This window comes from Bradyrhizobium sp. YCK136 (assembly GCF_044570075.1).
Taxonomy (GTDB): domain Bacteria; phylum Pseudomonadota; class Alphaproteobacteria; order Rhizobiales; family Xanthobacteraceae; genus Bradyrhizobium; species Bradyrhizobium diazoefficiens.
The window spans coordinates 8,056,237-8,069,875 of record NZ_CP172424.1; the positions used below are offsets into that span (position 1 = coordinate 8,056,237).

The 13,639-nt window shown below is 64.5% G+C and carries 11 protein-coding genes and 1 pseudogene; 9 read left to right on the forward strand and 3 right to left on the reverse strand.

Features of this window, described 5'->3' with window-relative positions; translation table 11 throughout:
- Positions 1-31 precede the first annotated feature (31 nt).
- Together hydA and ACFLEY_RS38870 are read left to right on the forward strand one after the other, a co-directional pair.
- Entirely contained in the window at positions 32-1,486 is a 1,455-nt protein-coding gene (gene hydA, locus ACFLEY_RS38865; RefSeq protein WP_011090342.1) for a dihydropyrimidinase, read from the forward strand.
- Positions 1,487-1,580: 94 nt separating this feature from the next.
- Entirely contained in the window at positions 1,581-3,203 is a 1,623-nt protein-coding gene (locus ACFLEY_RS38870) for an ABC transporter substrate-binding protein (RefSeq protein WP_060912723.1), read from the forward strand.
- On the opposite strand, the gene ACFLEY_RS38875 is transcribed toward ACFLEY_RS38870, so the two are convergent.
- Positions 3,200-4,543 (reverse strand): glycoside hydrolase family 3 N-terminal domain-containing protein, encoded by a 1,344-nt coding sequence (locus ACFLEY_RS38875; protein WP_211433804.1) that lies wholly within the window; start codon positions 4,541-4,543, stop codon positions 3,200-3,202. The two genes, ACFLEY_RS38870 and ACFLEY_RS38875, sit on opposite strands and share 4 nt — an antisense overlap.
- 26 nt (positions 4,544-4,569) lie before the next feature.
- Entirely contained in the window at positions 4,570-5,634 is a 1,065-nt protein-coding gene (locus ACFLEY_RS38880; RefSeq protein WP_026192128.1) for an IS630-like element ISRj1 family transposase, read from the reverse strand.
- 218 nt (positions 5,635-5,852) lie between these two features.
- On the opposite strand from ACFLEY_RS38880, the gene ACFLEY_RS38885 reads away from it, so the two are divergent.
- From ACFLEY_RS38885 to ACFLEY_RS38895, 3 genes are read left to right on the forward strand one after another with little or no spacing between them, the layout of a single operon-like run.
- Positions 5,853-7,433, forward strand: coding sequence for a DUF4153 domain-containing protein (locus ACFLEY_RS38885; RefSeq protein ID WP_306421937.1), 1,581 nt, complete (start codon positions 5,853-5,855; stop codon positions 7,431-7,433).
- Positions 7,367-8,071, forward strand: a complete 705-nt coding sequence (locus ACFLEY_RS38890) for a response regulator transcription factor (protein WP_028173887.1) — start codon at positions 7,367-7,369, stop codon at positions 8,069-8,071. The genes ACFLEY_RS38885 and ACFLEY_RS38890 overlap by 67 nt, the downstream gene beginning before the upstream one ends.
- On the forward strand, positions 8,068-9,654 hold the full coding sequence (locus ACFLEY_RS38895) for an ATP-binding protein (protein WP_211434280.1): 1,587 nt from the start codon (positions 8,068-8,070) through the stop codon (positions 9,652-9,654). The genes ACFLEY_RS38890 and ACFLEY_RS38895 overlap by 4 nt, the downstream gene beginning before the upstream one ends.
- Here the strand turns inward: ACFLEY_RS38895 and ACFLEY_RS38900 are convergent.
- Positions 9,651-9,791 (reverse strand): hypothetical protein, encoded by a 141-nt coding sequence (locus ACFLEY_RS38900; protein ID WP_007597071.1) that lies wholly within the window; start codon positions 9,789-9,791, stop codon positions 9,651-9,653. The two genes, ACFLEY_RS38895 and ACFLEY_RS38900, sit on opposite strands and share 4 nt — an antisense overlap.
- A gap of 270 nt (positions 9,792-10,061) precedes the next feature.
- On the opposite strand from ACFLEY_RS38900, the pseudogene ACFLEY_RS38905 reads away from it, so the two are divergent.
- From ACFLEY_RS38905 to ACFLEY_RS38920, 4 genes and pseudogenes are all read left to right on the forward strand, one after another.
- Positions 10,062-10,458: pseudogene (locus ACFLEY_RS38905) on the forward strand (DUF3606 domain-containing protein).
- 24 nt (positions 10,459-10,482) lie between these two features.
- Positions 10,483-10,977, forward strand: a complete 495-nt coding sequence (locus ACFLEY_RS38910) for a hypothetical protein (RefSeq protein ID WP_060909038.1) — start codon at positions 10,483-10,485, stop codon at positions 10,975-10,977.
- A 109-nt stretch (positions 10,978-11,086) separates the two neighbouring features.
- Positions 11,087-12,007 carry an alpha/beta hydrolase gene (locus ACFLEY_RS38915; protein WP_396604381.1) on the forward strand — a complete coding sequence of 307 codons (921 nt, stop codon included), beginning with the start codon at positions 11,087-11,089 and terminating at the stop codon, positions 12,005-12,007.
- A 395-nt stretch (positions 12,008-12,402) separates the two neighbouring features.
- Complete coding sequence (locus tag ACFLEY_RS38920; protein WP_028173882.1) at positions 12,403-13,626, forward strand: ABC transporter substrate-binding protein; 1,224 nt, start codon at positions 12,403-12,405, stop codon at positions 13,624-13,626.
- The last annotated feature ends 13 nt before the right edge of the window (positions 13,627-13,639 follow it).

The window sequence follows — 13,639 nt, forward strand, 5'->3', positions numbered from 1 at the left end:
GCCGTCCCCTCACCTCTATCCGGAGTCTCTCATGCCCCTCCTCATCCGCGGCGGCACCGTCGTCAATCACGATCATTCGCGCCGTGCGGACGTGCTGATCGACGGCGAGACCATCGTGGCGGTGGGCCCGTCGCTCGAGGCGCCCACAGGCACCGAGGTCATCGATGCCGGCGGCGCCTACGTCATTCCGGGCGGGATCGATCCGCATACCCATCTCGAAATGCCGTTCATGGGCACCGTCACCGCCGACGATTTCGAATCGGGAACCAAGGCGGCACTGAGCGGCGGCACCACCATGGTGGTGGATTTCTGCCTGCCCGATCCTGGCCAGTCGATGCTCGCGGCCTATCAGGAGTGGCGGCACAAATCCGAGAAGGCCGCCAGCGACTACGGCTTCCACATGGCGGTGACGTCGTGGTCGAAGCAGATTTTTGACGAGATGGAGACCGTGGTCAAAACCTACGGCATCAACACCTTCAAGCATTTCATGGCCTACAAGGGCGCGCTGATGGTGAATGATGACGAGCTCTACAACTCGTTCGCGCGCTGCGCCCATCTCGGCGCGATGCCTGTTGTCCATGCGGAGAACGGCGACGTCGTCGCCCTGATGCAGGAGGCGCTGATCGCGCGCGGCGTCACCGGCCCCGAGGGCCACGCTTATTCGCGGCCGCCGGAGGTCGAGGGCGAAGCCACCAACCGCGCCATCATGATCGCGGACATGACGGGCACGCCGGTCTACATCGTGCACACCAGCTGCCGCGAGGCGCATGAGGCGATCGCGCGGGCGCGCGCAGCGGGAAAGCGCGTCTATGGCGAGCCGCTGATCCAGCATCTGCTGCTCGATGCCCGTGAGTACCAGCACAAGGACTGGGATCATTCCGCCCAGCGCGTGATGTCGCCACCGTTCCGCGACAAACAGCATCAGGACAGCCTATGGGCCGGCCTGCAATCCGGCTCGCTCCAGGTGGTCGCGACCGACCATTGCGCCTTCACCACGGAGCAGAAGCGGTTCGGGCTCGGCGATTTCAGGAAGATCCCGAACGGCACCGGCGGCCTCGAAGACCGCCTCGCGTTGTTGTGGACCGCGGGCGTCGCCACGGGGCGGCTGACAAAGGAGGAGTTCGTCGCGGTGACCTCGGCAAACATCGCCCGCATCCTCAACATCTACCCGCGCAAGGGTGCGGTCGCGGTCGGCTCGGATGCCGATATCGTGGTGTGGGACCCCAAGGCGACAAAGAGCATCAGCGCGAAGCGGCAGATGAGCCGGATCGACTACAATGTGTTCGAAGGCTTTGCCTGCACCGGCGGACCGGCGGCGACGCTCTCGCGCGGCCGCGTCGTCTGGACGGATGGCGATCTGCGCGCCGAGGCAGGCGATGGCCGCTACATCGAACGCCCCGCCTTCTCGCCCGTGCATGTGGCGAATTCGACCTGGAAAGAGCTGACCGCCCCGCGCGCAGTCGCACGCGGAGCGGTGACGCCTTGAGAACGCGATCCACGCGGGATGCGACGCCATGAAGCGCGGTTGATGGCACGCGCTTTGCCTCTTTATGTCGCAACTTTCTCTCAAGGAGGCCGCGATGAGCGCATCATCTTCCGACATGAACCGTCGCAGCGTCGTGCTCGGTGGCCTCGGTATCGCCGGAATGACGGCCGTCGCGCCTCCCTTCGCCCGGGCGCAGGGACGCAGCGAGACGCTGCTGGTGGTGCAGGAGCTGGGGCCGAACTCGCTGGACATGCAGGGCGTCGGCTCCAACCAGACCGTGAACGGCCTGTCCTGGAATTGCTACGATCGCCTGCTGACCTACGCCTCCAAGACGCTGCCCGATGGGACCGTGTCCTATGATCGCGAGAAGCTCGCGCCTGAACTCGCCGAGAGCTGGGAGGTCGCGGCCGACGGCATGTCCTGCACCTTTCGCTTGCGGAAGGATGCGAAATTCCACGACGGCGCGCCGGTCACGGCCAGGGACGTCAAATGGTCGTTCGACCGCGCCGTGAAGGTCGGCGGCTTTCCGACCTTCCAGATGTCGGCGGGATCGCTGGAGAAGCCCGAGCAGTTCGTCGTGGTCGACGACCACACCTTCCGCATCGATTATGTGCGCAAGGACAAGATGCTGCTGTTCAACGTCGCGGTGGTCGTGCCCTTCATCATCAATTCCGAGCTCGCCAAGAAGAACGCAACGCCCGAGGATCCGTGGGCGCTGGCCTGGCTGAAGACCAACGAGGCCGGCGGCGGCGCCTACAGGATCGAGAGCTGGAAGCCCGGCAGCGAGACCGTGCTGGCGCGCTTTGACGACTGGAAGAGCGGACCGCTGCCGAAGGTCAAGCGCGTGATCGCGCGCGACGTCCCCTCCGCAGGTACCCGGCGCGCGATGCTGGAGCGGGGCGATGCGGATATCTCCAGCGGCTTTGCGCCGCGCGATTTCGAACAGATCATCAGGGAGGGCAAGGTCAAGGTATCAGGGGTGCCGATCCCGAACGCGCTCTGGTACGTCGCACTGAACACGGCAAAACCTCCCTTCGACAATGCCAGGCTGCGCCAGGCCGTCGCCTGGGCGATGCCTTACGAGCAGATCCAGAGCAGCGCCTTCTTCGGACGCGCCGTTCCGATGTATGGCGGCGCGGCCGATGTCTCAAAGCCGGTCTGGCCGCAGCCGTTTCCCTATGTCACCGATCTCGACAAGGCCAAGGCCCTGATGAAAGAGGCAGGCTTCGAGTCCGGACTGGAAACGACGCTGTCGCTCGACACCGGTACGGCGACCGTCGGCGAACCGACCGCGATCCTGATCCAGGAGAGCCTCGCAAAGATCGGCATCAAGGCATCGATCGAGAAGATCCCCGGCGCGAACTGGCGCACGACGCTGAACAAGAAGGAGCTGCCGCTTGCGCTCAACCGCTTCAGCGGCTGGCTGGATTATCCCGAATATTACTTCTACTGGAATTTTCACGGCAACAATTCGATCTTCAACATCTCCTCCTACCAGAACAAGGAGATGCACGCGCTGATCGACAAGGCACGCTTCACCACGGATGCGGCGGAATACGACAGGTGCGTGAAGGATTTCATCACGCTCTGCATGCGCGACGTTCCCGTCATCCCGCTCAACCAGCCGATCCACGACGTCGCCATGCAGAAGGCAATCACCGGCTACGAATTCTGGTTTCACCGCGAGCCGGACTACCGCCTGTTCGCGAAGGGCTAGTGCCGATCGACGACGCGGACGAGGCCTGAGACGGCTCGCGCCTGCCCGGTCGGAAGGCTCCGCGCGAGCCGCGTTTCGCTCGCGTGGAGCATCACCGCGTCGAGCTTGCCCTGCCGCGATCCGTTCAGCGCGCAGGCGAAGACACGGTAGAACTGCGCGCCGTCATAGGCGACCAGCAGCATATCGACGCCGGCGTTGATCGCCTCGACCACGGCCTTGCAGACGTCGTTCTGGTAGATCGCGCCCATCACGAGGTCGTCGGTCATCACCATGCCCTGGTAATTCCATTTGTCGCGGATGATGCCCTGGACGACCCGCTTCGAATGCGACGCGGCACGATCGGGATCGACGGCCGTGAGCGTGACATGGCCGACCATGAGCGCGCTATGCGAATGCGAAAGCACCTCGCGGAACGGCAGCCAGTCGGTTGCCTCCAGCTCCCTCACCGGCGTGTTGAGACTGGCACTGAAATGATGCGTGTCGGTGCGCACGCGCCCGATGCCGGGAAAATGCTTGAGCGTGGCGCCGACGCCTGAGTCTTCCAGCCCGCGGACATAGGCGTTTGCGATCGTGCTGACCACGACGGGATCGGTCGCAATCGCGCGCTGGCCGATCAGCGTATGGAAATCGAGGCGGTTGCGCCTCTGCGGCGGCTTGAGGTCGAGCACCGGCGCCAGATTGAGATTGACGCCGAGGCCGGCGAGCTCGCGGCCGTGGATGCGGCCGAACTCCTCGGCCTTGGTCTGCTGCTCGTCGGGGGCAAGCGAGGAGAGGGTCGCGAGCGCCGGCACCTTTGTCAACGGCGGCGCGAGATGCCCGACGATCCCGCCTTCCTGGTCCGCGGCGACGACCAGCGGCGGCAGCCCCACAGCGCGCCGCTTGTCCTGGAGCGCCGCGATCTCGGCGCGCAGCGCCTCGATGGTCCGGCCCCGGATGTTGTGCCGGGTGACGTAGACGCCGCCGATCAATCCCTGCTCGGCAAGGCGCGCGACCTCGGGAAAGGAGGAATAGCCGACCATGAAGTGAGGCCCGAGCTGACGCGCCTCATTGGCGCTGGCGGCAAGAACATCGTGCTTGCGCAACTCGAACTTCAGATGCGCTGCCGACATCAGCAGCGGCGGCAGGCACCAGAGCATGACGAGAAGCTTGCCGGCCATGGTGCGCCACCGCCCTCTGCGAAGCAGAAGCATGACGATCGCGATGCTTGCAACGACAAGCACGATGTTTCCGGCGCCGCGCAGCGGGACCAGATAGGGATCGTTCTTGTTCGCGCCCGCGAACGCGACGACAGGCGCGGCCAGCCAGAGCAGGATGAGACCGATACGGCGGAGGAATTGCATGATGCGTCACACGCTAGTACCCGGAATCAGAGCTGAGTGATACGGCGGCCTTTGAAACGGCGTTGACGGACCTTTTTCTTGGTCCAGACGAAGGGCTCGGCTCTGTCGTTGTATGCGTTGACGTAGGCATCGATGTGTTCCTGAAGCTGCTTGAGGCTCGTGAAGGAGGTGCCGCTGAGCGACTGCCCCTGCAAGATGGAAAACCATACTTCGACCTGATTGAGCCATGACGCACTTGTCGGCGTGAAATGAAATTGCACGTTGGGGTGGGCCTTGAGCCAGTCCTCGTTCTTTTTATGGGTGTTGAGGTTGTCGAGGATGACGTGAAGCTTGCGGTTCGGAAAAGCCGCGGTGACGCTGTTCATGAAATCGAGAAACTCGACGCGGCGCCGGCGTTTTGAATGGGTCGCGATGATCTTTCCGGTGGCGACTTCGAGCGCCGCAAACAATGTTGTGGTGCCATGCCGCTTGTAATCGTGGCTTTGGCCGGTCAAGGCGCGGCCATTGGGCAACTTCAGATAACCCTGCGCTCGCTCCAAAGCCTGGATCGAGGGCTTCTCGTCCACGCACAGCACAATGGCCTTCGCCGGCGGCGCGACATAGAGGCCGACAACATCGGCGGCTTTGGCCGTAAAGTTCGGGTCGTTGCTCTCGCACCAGGACTTGCGAGCCACCAGGTCAATCTTGTGGCTGCGCAGGAACCGCCAGACATATTGGACATCGACATCGCCCAGCGCCTCGGCCAGCAGGGGGCCGGTCCAGCGCGCAAACCCTTGCGGTGGCGGCTTATCCAGCAGCTTCAGAATCCGCTTGTCGGTCGTCTTCGTATAGATCGGCTGCTTGCCAGGCCGCGGCTTGTCTTGCAGCCCTTCAAGGCCATGGTCGGCATAGCGATGCCGCCAAAGGCTGACAATCCGCGGCTGGACCCCAACTTCCTTGGCGATCGACCGGGTGCTGCGCCCATCCGCCGCCAACAGAACTATCCGCGCCCGCTTCAAATCGCGCTGCAACGTCACCGGTGAGCGACAGCACGCCTCAAGCACCTTGCGATCTTTCCTCGAAAGGTGGACTTCTCTTGCTTCGGGTATCATCCCGACCTTGAATCACGACTCACGTTCCAAGAAAAGTGGGTACTAGGAGTGGCGAATGCTTCGCACCTAACAAAGCGATTTGCGCTGCGCGAGAGGCAAAAGCGCACCTGCACGAAAACTGCAAAAGACTCCTGAAACCGTGCAGACGATGATCCCGCCTTCTGCACAGACGCTGTTCAGACTTCGTGATGCCACCCATCACGAGAGGTCTTTTGGACATGACGAGCCTGGCTTCGACGATCGCAGCGGACATCCAACCGATCAGGCATTCCTCGATTCCAGCCAAGCTTGGCTGCGCGCTGGCGCTGGCTGCGCTCGCCGACTGGCTGTTCTATGGCGAGCGCATCGGACTGTCGCTCACGCTGTTTGCGACCGCGATGGCTTGCGTGTCGGCGCTGTCCAATCATGCGGCCCTGGATCTGCGGCGCGCCATGATCGCTGCGGCCATTCTCGTCGCCGGCCTCGTGCCGGCCGTCGAGGAGCTCAACACGCTGTCCTTCCTGATCCTCATCACGGCGCTGGCCATTGCGCTCCTGGTCGCGACCAATCCGGAAACGACCGAGTTCACCGAGCGTGCCCGTGCGCTACGCAATTTCTTCCTGCTCGGTCCCTTCAGGTTCTTCCTCGACGCGCTCCAGGTGTTCAACATGTCGGCGTTCACCCGCGGCATCGCGCTCTGGCTGCTGCCGGTGGCGCTCGGCACCGTCTTCGTCGCGCTGTTCGCGGCGGCCAATCCGGTGATCGAGCAGTGGGTGTCGCTGCTCAATCCAAAAATCCTCCTCGAATATGTCAGCGTCCCGCGTGTGCTGTTCTGGACGACGATGCTGGCGCTGGTCTGGCCGTTCATCCATGTGCGCTGGCGGCGGAGGAAGGTTGTTACCACGACGGATGCCGATGGCCCGGTGCCGCCGCCGCTCCCGCCCCTGGTCCCGGCCGAGTTCGTGGGCCCCTCGGCGATCTTGCGCTCGCTGATCCTGTTCAACCTGCTGTTCGCCGCACAGTCCATTCTCGACGGCATCTATCTCTGGGGCCATGTGGCGCTGCCCGACAATCTGACCTATGCGTGGTACGCCCATCGCGGCGCATATCCGCTGATCGCGACCGCGCTGCTCGCCGCTGCCTTCGTGCTGGTCGCGATGCGGCCCGGCGGGCCGGCCGAGAAATCGAAGGTGATCCGACCGCTGGTCTATCTCTGGGTGGGCCAGAACGTGCTGCTCGTCGCCTCCTCCATCCTCCGCCTCGACCTTTACGTGGGCATCTACATGCTGACCTATTGGCGCATCGCGGCCTTCATCTGGATGGGTCTGGTGGCACTCGGGCTGATCCTGATCGTGGCCCGCATCGCGCTCGACCAATCCAACCGGTGGCTTGTCGGCGCCAATCTGATCGCGTTAACGATCGTGCTCTATACTGCCTCGCTGGTGAACTTCGACGCGTTCATTGCCGACTATAATGTTGCCCACAGTCGGGAAGCATCGGGCAACGGCGTGCAGATCGACATCAACTATCTCCTGACGCTTGGGCCACAGGCGCTGCCCGCCCGCCATAGACAAGGCGATCTTGCTGCGGCCCGGCAGCCCCGAGAGCTGCCTTGTGTCGCGCCGCGACCGCCTTGTAGAACAGCAACGTCAGGATCTGGCCTGGCGGAGCTGGGGCTTTCGAAACTGGCGGCTCCAGCGCAGGCTGGAGGCGCAGGTGAAGAACCAGCCGGCAGGGTGAGCGGAGAGTTTACTTGGCGCATCGCATTCTCATCGTCGACGACGAGGGCCACATCCGCGAGGTCATCCGGGTCGCCCTGAAGAAGGCCGGCATGGACGTGATCGAGGCCCGCGACGGCAAGGAGGCACTCGCCCGCTTTGCCGCCGACAGGCCGGATTTGATCGTGCTCGACGTCGGCATGCCCGAGTTCGACGGCCTCGACGTCTGCCGCGAGATACGCAAAGGCTCCGACGTGCCGATCCTGTTCCTGTCGGCGCGCGACGAGGAGATCGACCGCGTGCTCGGCCTCGAGATCGGCGGCGACGACTACGTGACAAAGCCGTTCAGCCCACGCGAGCTGGTGGCGCGGGTCAACGTCATCCTGCGCCGGCTCAGCCCGCGCAATGGCGAGGTCAAGGCCGGGCCGAGCGCGCTGGCGCAAGGTGGCCTGCTGATCGATCCGGAGCAGCATGTGGCGTCGTTCGCCGGCACGCCGCTGAAGCTGACCGCGATCGAGTTCGGCATCCTGCGCGCGTTCCTGACCCGGCCGACCTCGGTGTTCAACCGCGAGCAGCTGATGCGCGCGGCCTATCAGCTCAACATCCAGGTCTCCGACCGCACCATCGACAGCCACATCCGCAACATCCGCGCCAAGCTCGCGGCGCTTTCCTGCGACAACGTGATCGAGACCATCCACGGCGTCGGCTTCAAGCTCGGCCGCTGCGAGAAAGAGGCATGAGCGCGGCCCCCGACAAATGGCGGCCGTCGCTGGGGCTCGTGATCTTCGCGGTGCTGGCAACGGTCGCGGTGCTGCCGCTGGTCGGCCTGTTCTTCTTCCGCCTCTACGACAACCAGCTGATCCGCCAGACCCAGGCCGAGCTGATCGCGCAAAGCCGCGTGCTGGCGACGATCTATGCGCAGGAGGTCACGGCAAGGCTCGACAGCGGCCTGACGCTCGGCGCCGAGGTGCCGCCGGGCGTGCTGCCCGACCCCGGCGACCAGGTCACGCCGATCCGTCCCGCGCTTGACCTCACCGCCAACGATTTGTTGCGTCGGCGGCCCGATGCACAAGCAGCAGTCCGGCCGGCGCAGCCCGCCTATGTCGAGATCGGCGCAAGGCTGACGCCGATCATCCGCGAGACCCAGAAGGTGACGCTGGCGGGTTTCAGGATCCTCGATCCGCAGGGCGTGGTGATCGCCGGGCGCCAGGAGGTCGGGCAGTCGCTCGCCCATATCGAGGAAGTCGCGGACGCGCTGCACGGGCAGTATCGCGCCACCTTGCGCAACCGCGTGCCGGACAAGCCGCCGCCGCCGATCTATTCCTTCAGCCGCGGCCTCGGCGTGCACGTGTTCTCGGCGATGCCCGTCATCGTCAACAACCGGGTCGCGGGGGTGATCTACACCACGCGGACGCCGAGCAACATCTTCGACCATCTCTACCAGGAGCGGGCTAAGTTCGTGCTGGCCGGGCTCGCCGTGATCCTCGGCACGATCGCGATCGGCCTCGTGTTCTCCCGCACCATCACGCTGCCGATGCGCGAGCTGATCGACCGCGCCGCCAGAATTGGCCGCGGCGACCGCGAGGCGTTCAGGCCGCTGCGGCACTACGGCACGCGCGAGTTCGCCCAGCTCTCGCACAGCTTCCTCGGCATGGCCGAGCAGCTGGCGCGGCGCTCCGACTACATCGCGACCTTCTCGGCGCACCTCACCCACGAGCTGAAATCGCCGCTGACCTCGATCAAGGGCGCAGCCGAGCTGTTGCAGGATTCGGTTCAAGGCAAATCCGAGGACCTGACGCCGGCCGAGCAGAAAACGTTCATCGCCAACATCCTGTCCGACACCCAGCGGCTGGAGGCGATGGCGCAGCGGCTGCGCGAGCTCGCCCGCGCCGAGAGCCTGCCGCAGAACGAGCGCACCGAGCTTGCGCCCGTCATCGCCGACCTCAGGAGCAGGTTTCCGGAAAGCTCCATCGAGGCCAGCGGCAGCCTCGACCGGGCGATCGGCATGTCCGGCGAGAAGGCATTGATCGTGCTGTCGCATCTCGCCGACAACGCGGTGCGGCACAAGGCTGGGACAATCAGGCTGGAGGCGGTGGACGCGCGGACGACCCTGCTTCTTACCGTGAGCAATGACGGCGAGCCGATCTCGGCGCCGAACCGCGACAGGATCTTTGACGCGTTCTTCACCACCCGCCGCGACCAGGGCGGCACAGGGATGGGGCTGGCAATCGCGCGCGCGGTTATGGCGAGCCATGGCGGCTCGATCAGGCTGAAGCCGACCGACGACGGTGCGGCCTTCGAGCTGCAGTTTCCAGTCGCCTAGATCGCGAACACCCAGGCGGCGACGATGGTGCCGATGGTGACGAGACCGGCGATGGTCCAGCCGGCGGCATATTCCAGCTCAGGGTGACCGGTCGCCCGCATGATCTCTGCCGGATCGGCGGTATGCTTCTCTGCCATGACAGCCTCGCACGTTTCTTCCCGTGTCTAAGGATAAGTCGCGCCAGCCGCCAGAAGGTTCCATCACGGACGTGCGAGGGACACAAAGACGCGAAAACAACCCCATGCACAGTAGAAAGCCCGCTCCGGCGCGCGGCCCGGTCGCGCCGCACAACCTTCTGACACATCGGTGCAAAACGTCCCCGCCGCGCAATTCCCGCGTGCCCCGCGCCTTGCCTTCCAAATCCGGTTGCATGCTAGACTGGACGCTGTCCACGGCAGGAGGGAAGCATGGCCGACAACAAGGCAAAGCGGGGCGGAGCCGATCGCGCCCTGATTGCGCTCACCGAGAAATACGAAGTCGCCTATTGGTCGAAGAAGTTCAAAGTGACGCCGGCCAAGCTGAAATACGCCGTCAAGAAGGTCGGCCACTCCGCCAAGAAGGTCGAGGCCTACATCAAGCTCCAGAAGCACCGCGCCTCCGACAAGAGCCGGATCGCGCTGAGCGAGGCCTATGAGGTCCGCTACTGGTCGAAGAAATTCAAGATCACCCCGGCCAAGCTGAAGGCCGCCGTGGCCGCAGCCGGCCATTCCGCCAAGAAGGATGGAAGCGTATCTCGCGGCCCAGAAGGCGGCAAAAAAGGCCAGGAAGGCGAAGAAAACGGTCAAACGGAAGAAGGCCGCCTGAGATTTCGGGCCCATGGAGGCAGGGATGAAATCCGGCCGATCGATCCTATCCTGCGCCCTTGTTCTTGCCGCCACGTCCCACGTCGCCGGCGCCTCCGCAGCCACGCCCGCAAAGGTCTCGGGCTCGGCGGCGCTGGCGCTCGCGGGCGTGATCGCGCCGCTGTCGCCGAACCTCACCGGCGCCGAGAAGAAGGCGGTGGCGATGCTGTTCGCCGCCAATGCCGACATTCCCTACAAAAAGGCCATTGTGGTGACCGCCGACCGGATCGTCTGCCGCACCGGCAATGTCGACATCACCGTTCGCAATTGCGAGGTGACCTTCGGCAAGAAGGTGAAAACCGTGAACGGCTCCACTGCCAACGAGATATTCGCGACCGAAGCGCTGGCCGGCGTTCCGCCCGACGGCGCGGCGGGATCGAATTTCGAGAGCCTCGCCAAGCTGAGCTGCACGATCGACCCCAACGCGATCAGGCGGAAGGACGGCAGCGGCGCGGATTGCACATTCGAGCCGGGGAATTGAGCGCCGAGGGCGCCGTCAAATCGCCTCAAGACCAGCCAACTAATAAGGCGAATTGAAAAGACAGGCCCCAAGAGCGAGCCAATATGAGCGCGCAAGGCCCGGCACCATCATGAAGAATTATCTCGCATTTTTGCTTGTTCTGACCGTCTCGACAGCTTCCGCGCATGGTCCGGTTCCGACGCGGCTGGCTGCGCCATCCGATCTCGTCCGCGTCGGGCTGACCGACAACGACACCACCGCCGGCGGCACCGCGCGGCTCTGCGAGCAGGTCACCTTCGCGCGCGGCCTGCGCTACGGCGAGAGCGAAGCCAATGTGCTCGATGTCGCCACCAGCGCGACCAAGGCGGATACGCCGCGGCCGGTGCTGCTGTTCGTGGCGGGCGACACTTTCACCGGCGACCATGCGGCGCCGGAGCTGTCGCGCCAGATCCAGGACCAGATCATGTGCTTTGCCGCGCGCAACGACATGATCGGGGTGCGCGTCAACTATCGCCTCGCGCCGTCGGCGAGCTGGCCCGCCGGGGCGACCGACGTGGCGGCGGCACTGTCCTGGGTCCACGGCAATATCGACCTGTTCAATGGCGATGCCCGAGCGGTCGGCTATGGCGCCGGCGCCTTTCACGTCGCCACCCTGCTGGCGCATCCCGAGCTCCAGACCGACCGCGCCGACGTCGCTGGCGTCGTGCTGGTGTCCGGGATCTATCGCGTGGGCAAGGACGCGAGCGACAACGAGAAGGCCTATCTCGGCAGCGACGCGACCCAGTACGACAAGCGCTCGGTCTTCCCCGGCATCCTCAATGTCGACGTGCCGATCGTGCTGGCCTGGGCCGCGGACGATTCCACCAGGCTGGTGGCACAGGGCGAGACCCTGAAGAAGACGCTCTGCGGCGCCGGCCATTGTCCGCGCGGCACCATCCTGCGCAGCCGCGACGGCATCGCCGCCGCCTTCGGCCTCGACGGCTCCGGCGACAGCCTCGCCGAACCGACGCTGCTGCTGGTGCATCAGCTCGAGGCGCGGGGGCTGCCGTAGCGGGGTGTTGCGGGCGGAGCGCGTTATTTACTCCGACCTTTTGCTGGGCCACCACTCTCCCCCGCCCTCCCCCGCAAGGGGGGAGGGCGCGCAGCGGAGTGCGCCGCTACGCTGTGCCTCACCGCACTGTCGCAATTGATAAGAACGAACGCGTGCCACAACGAAGGTGCGTTCCCTCCCCCCTTGCGGGGGAGGGTTAGGGAGGGGGGTGCCACACGGCACACTCCCTCGTTTGTCAGCGCGTCAGCACGCCTGCCGCTTTCGTTCGCGCTAACAGCTGCGCTGCTTTGAAGTGCGCCACCAAGCCACAGCTTTGACAAACGCTTGACGTAGATCAACTCGCCTTGGTGCGGACTGAGCCGACCTCGTTGGGGGCCAACGACAAGGTGTCGAGCATGCGCGTCACCGGCAGGCTGCTATTCATTGTGATCATCGCCTTCGCTTCGCTCGGGGCGATGTCCCAGCAACGGTCCGAACAACCGGCAAGCGACAACGAGATCCGCATCGGCAATGTGATGCCGTATTCGGGGCCGCTCTCGGAGTTCGGCGCGATCGGCACCGCGGAGGCCGCCTATTTCGATATGATCAACGCGCGCGGCGGCATCAACGGCCGCAAGATCCGCTTCATCACCCGCGACGACAATTCCGATCCGGCGGCCGCGCTGGAGCTGACCCGCAATCTGGTCGAGAAGGACGACGTCCATCTGATGTTCGGCTCGTTCGGCACGCCCGGGAATCTCGCCACGCGCTGGTATCTGAACGAGAAGAAGATCCCGCAGCTTTTCCTCGCCACCGGCGACGAGGAGCTGAGCCAGGCCAAGGCGTTTCCCTGGACCATGGGCTGGCAGCCGTCGTTCCGGTCGGAGGGACGCATCTACGCCAACTACATCCAGGCCTACTATCCGCGGAAGAAGATCGTGGTGCTCTGGCAGAACGACCAGTTCGGGCGCATGCTCTACAAGGGTATCCAAGAAGGCCTCGGCGATCTGAACCGTCACGTCCTCGTCGACATCGCCTTCGATATCAACGACGAGCATCTCGAAGGGCACGTCTCGATCCTCAAGCGCGCCGGCGCCGACATCTTCGTCTTTCTCGGCGTGCCGTCGACGGCGTCCAAGGTGATCAAGCTGGCGGCGTCGCTCAAATGGCGTCCGGTCTTCATCGTGAACGACGCCTCCGCCTCGATCGCCAATGCGATGGCGCCCGCGGGCCTGGAGAATTCGGCCGGCGTAGTCTCGGCCGCCTTCCTGAAGGATCCGAGCGATCCCGCATGGAAGAACGATCCCGCCATGAAGGACTGGTTCGCCTTCATGGATAAATACCACCAGGTCGAAAGCACCAACAACAGCGCGGCAGTCTATGGCTACGCCGCGGCCGAGGCGCTGACCAAGGTGCTGAAGCAATGCGGCGACGATTTTTCGCGCGAGAACATCATGCGTCAGGCGGCTTCGCTGAAGAGCTATCAGCCTTCCCTCGCGCTCCCCAACATCAGGATGAACACCTCGCCGGACAGCTATCTGCCGATCAGGCAGATGCGGCTGGTGCAGTTCGACGGCCGTTCCTGGCAGCCCTTCGGCGACGTGATCGAAACCGCATTCACGGAAGGCGCGGCGCGGTAGCCTGCTCACGCGC

What these genes read in the sequence shown, in the direction of transcription:
- hydA (WP_011090342.1), top strand. Translation starts at nt 32, where the DNA reads ATGCCCCTCCTCATCCGCGGCGGCACCGTCGTCAATCACGATCATTCG.
- ACFLEY_RS38870 (WP_060912723.1), top strand. Translation starts at nt 1,581, where the DNA reads ATGAGCGCATCATCTTCCGACATGAACCGTCGCAGCGTCGTGCTCGGT.
- ACFLEY_RS38875 (WP_211433804.1), bottom strand. Translation starts at nt 4,543, where the DNA reads ATGCAATTCCTCCGCCGTATCGGTCTCATCCTGCTCTGGCTGGCCGCG.
- ACFLEY_RS38880 (WP_026192128.1), bottom strand. Translation starts at nt 5,634, where the DNA reads ATGATACCCGAAGCAAGAGAAGTCCACCTTTCGAGGAAAGATCGCAAG.
- ACFLEY_RS38885 (WP_306421937.1), top strand. Translation starts at nt 5,853, where the DNA reads ATGACGAGCCTGGCTTCGACGATCGCAGCGGACATCCAACCGATCAGG.
- ACFLEY_RS38895 (WP_211434280.1), top strand. Translation starts at nt 8,068, where the DNA reads ATGAGCGCGGCCCCCGACAAATGGCGGCCGTCGCTGGGGCTCGTGATC.
- ACFLEY_RS38900 (WP_007597071.1), bottom strand. Translation starts at nt 9,791, where the DNA reads ATGGCAGAGAAGCATACCGCCGATCCGGCAGAGATCATGCGGGCGACC.
- ACFLEY_RS38910 (WP_060909038.1), top strand. Translation starts at nt 10,483, where the DNA reads ATGAAATCCGGCCGATCGATCCTATCCTGCGCCCTTGTTCTTGCCGCC.
- ACFLEY_RS38915 (WP_396604381.1), top strand. Translation starts at nt 11,087, where the DNA reads ATGAAGAATTATCTCGCATTTTTGCTTGTTCTGACCGTCTCGACAGCT.
- ACFLEY_RS38920 (WP_028173882.1), top strand. Translation starts at nt 12,403, where the DNA reads ATGCGCGTCACCGGCAGGCTGCTATTCATTGTGATCATCGCCTTCGCT.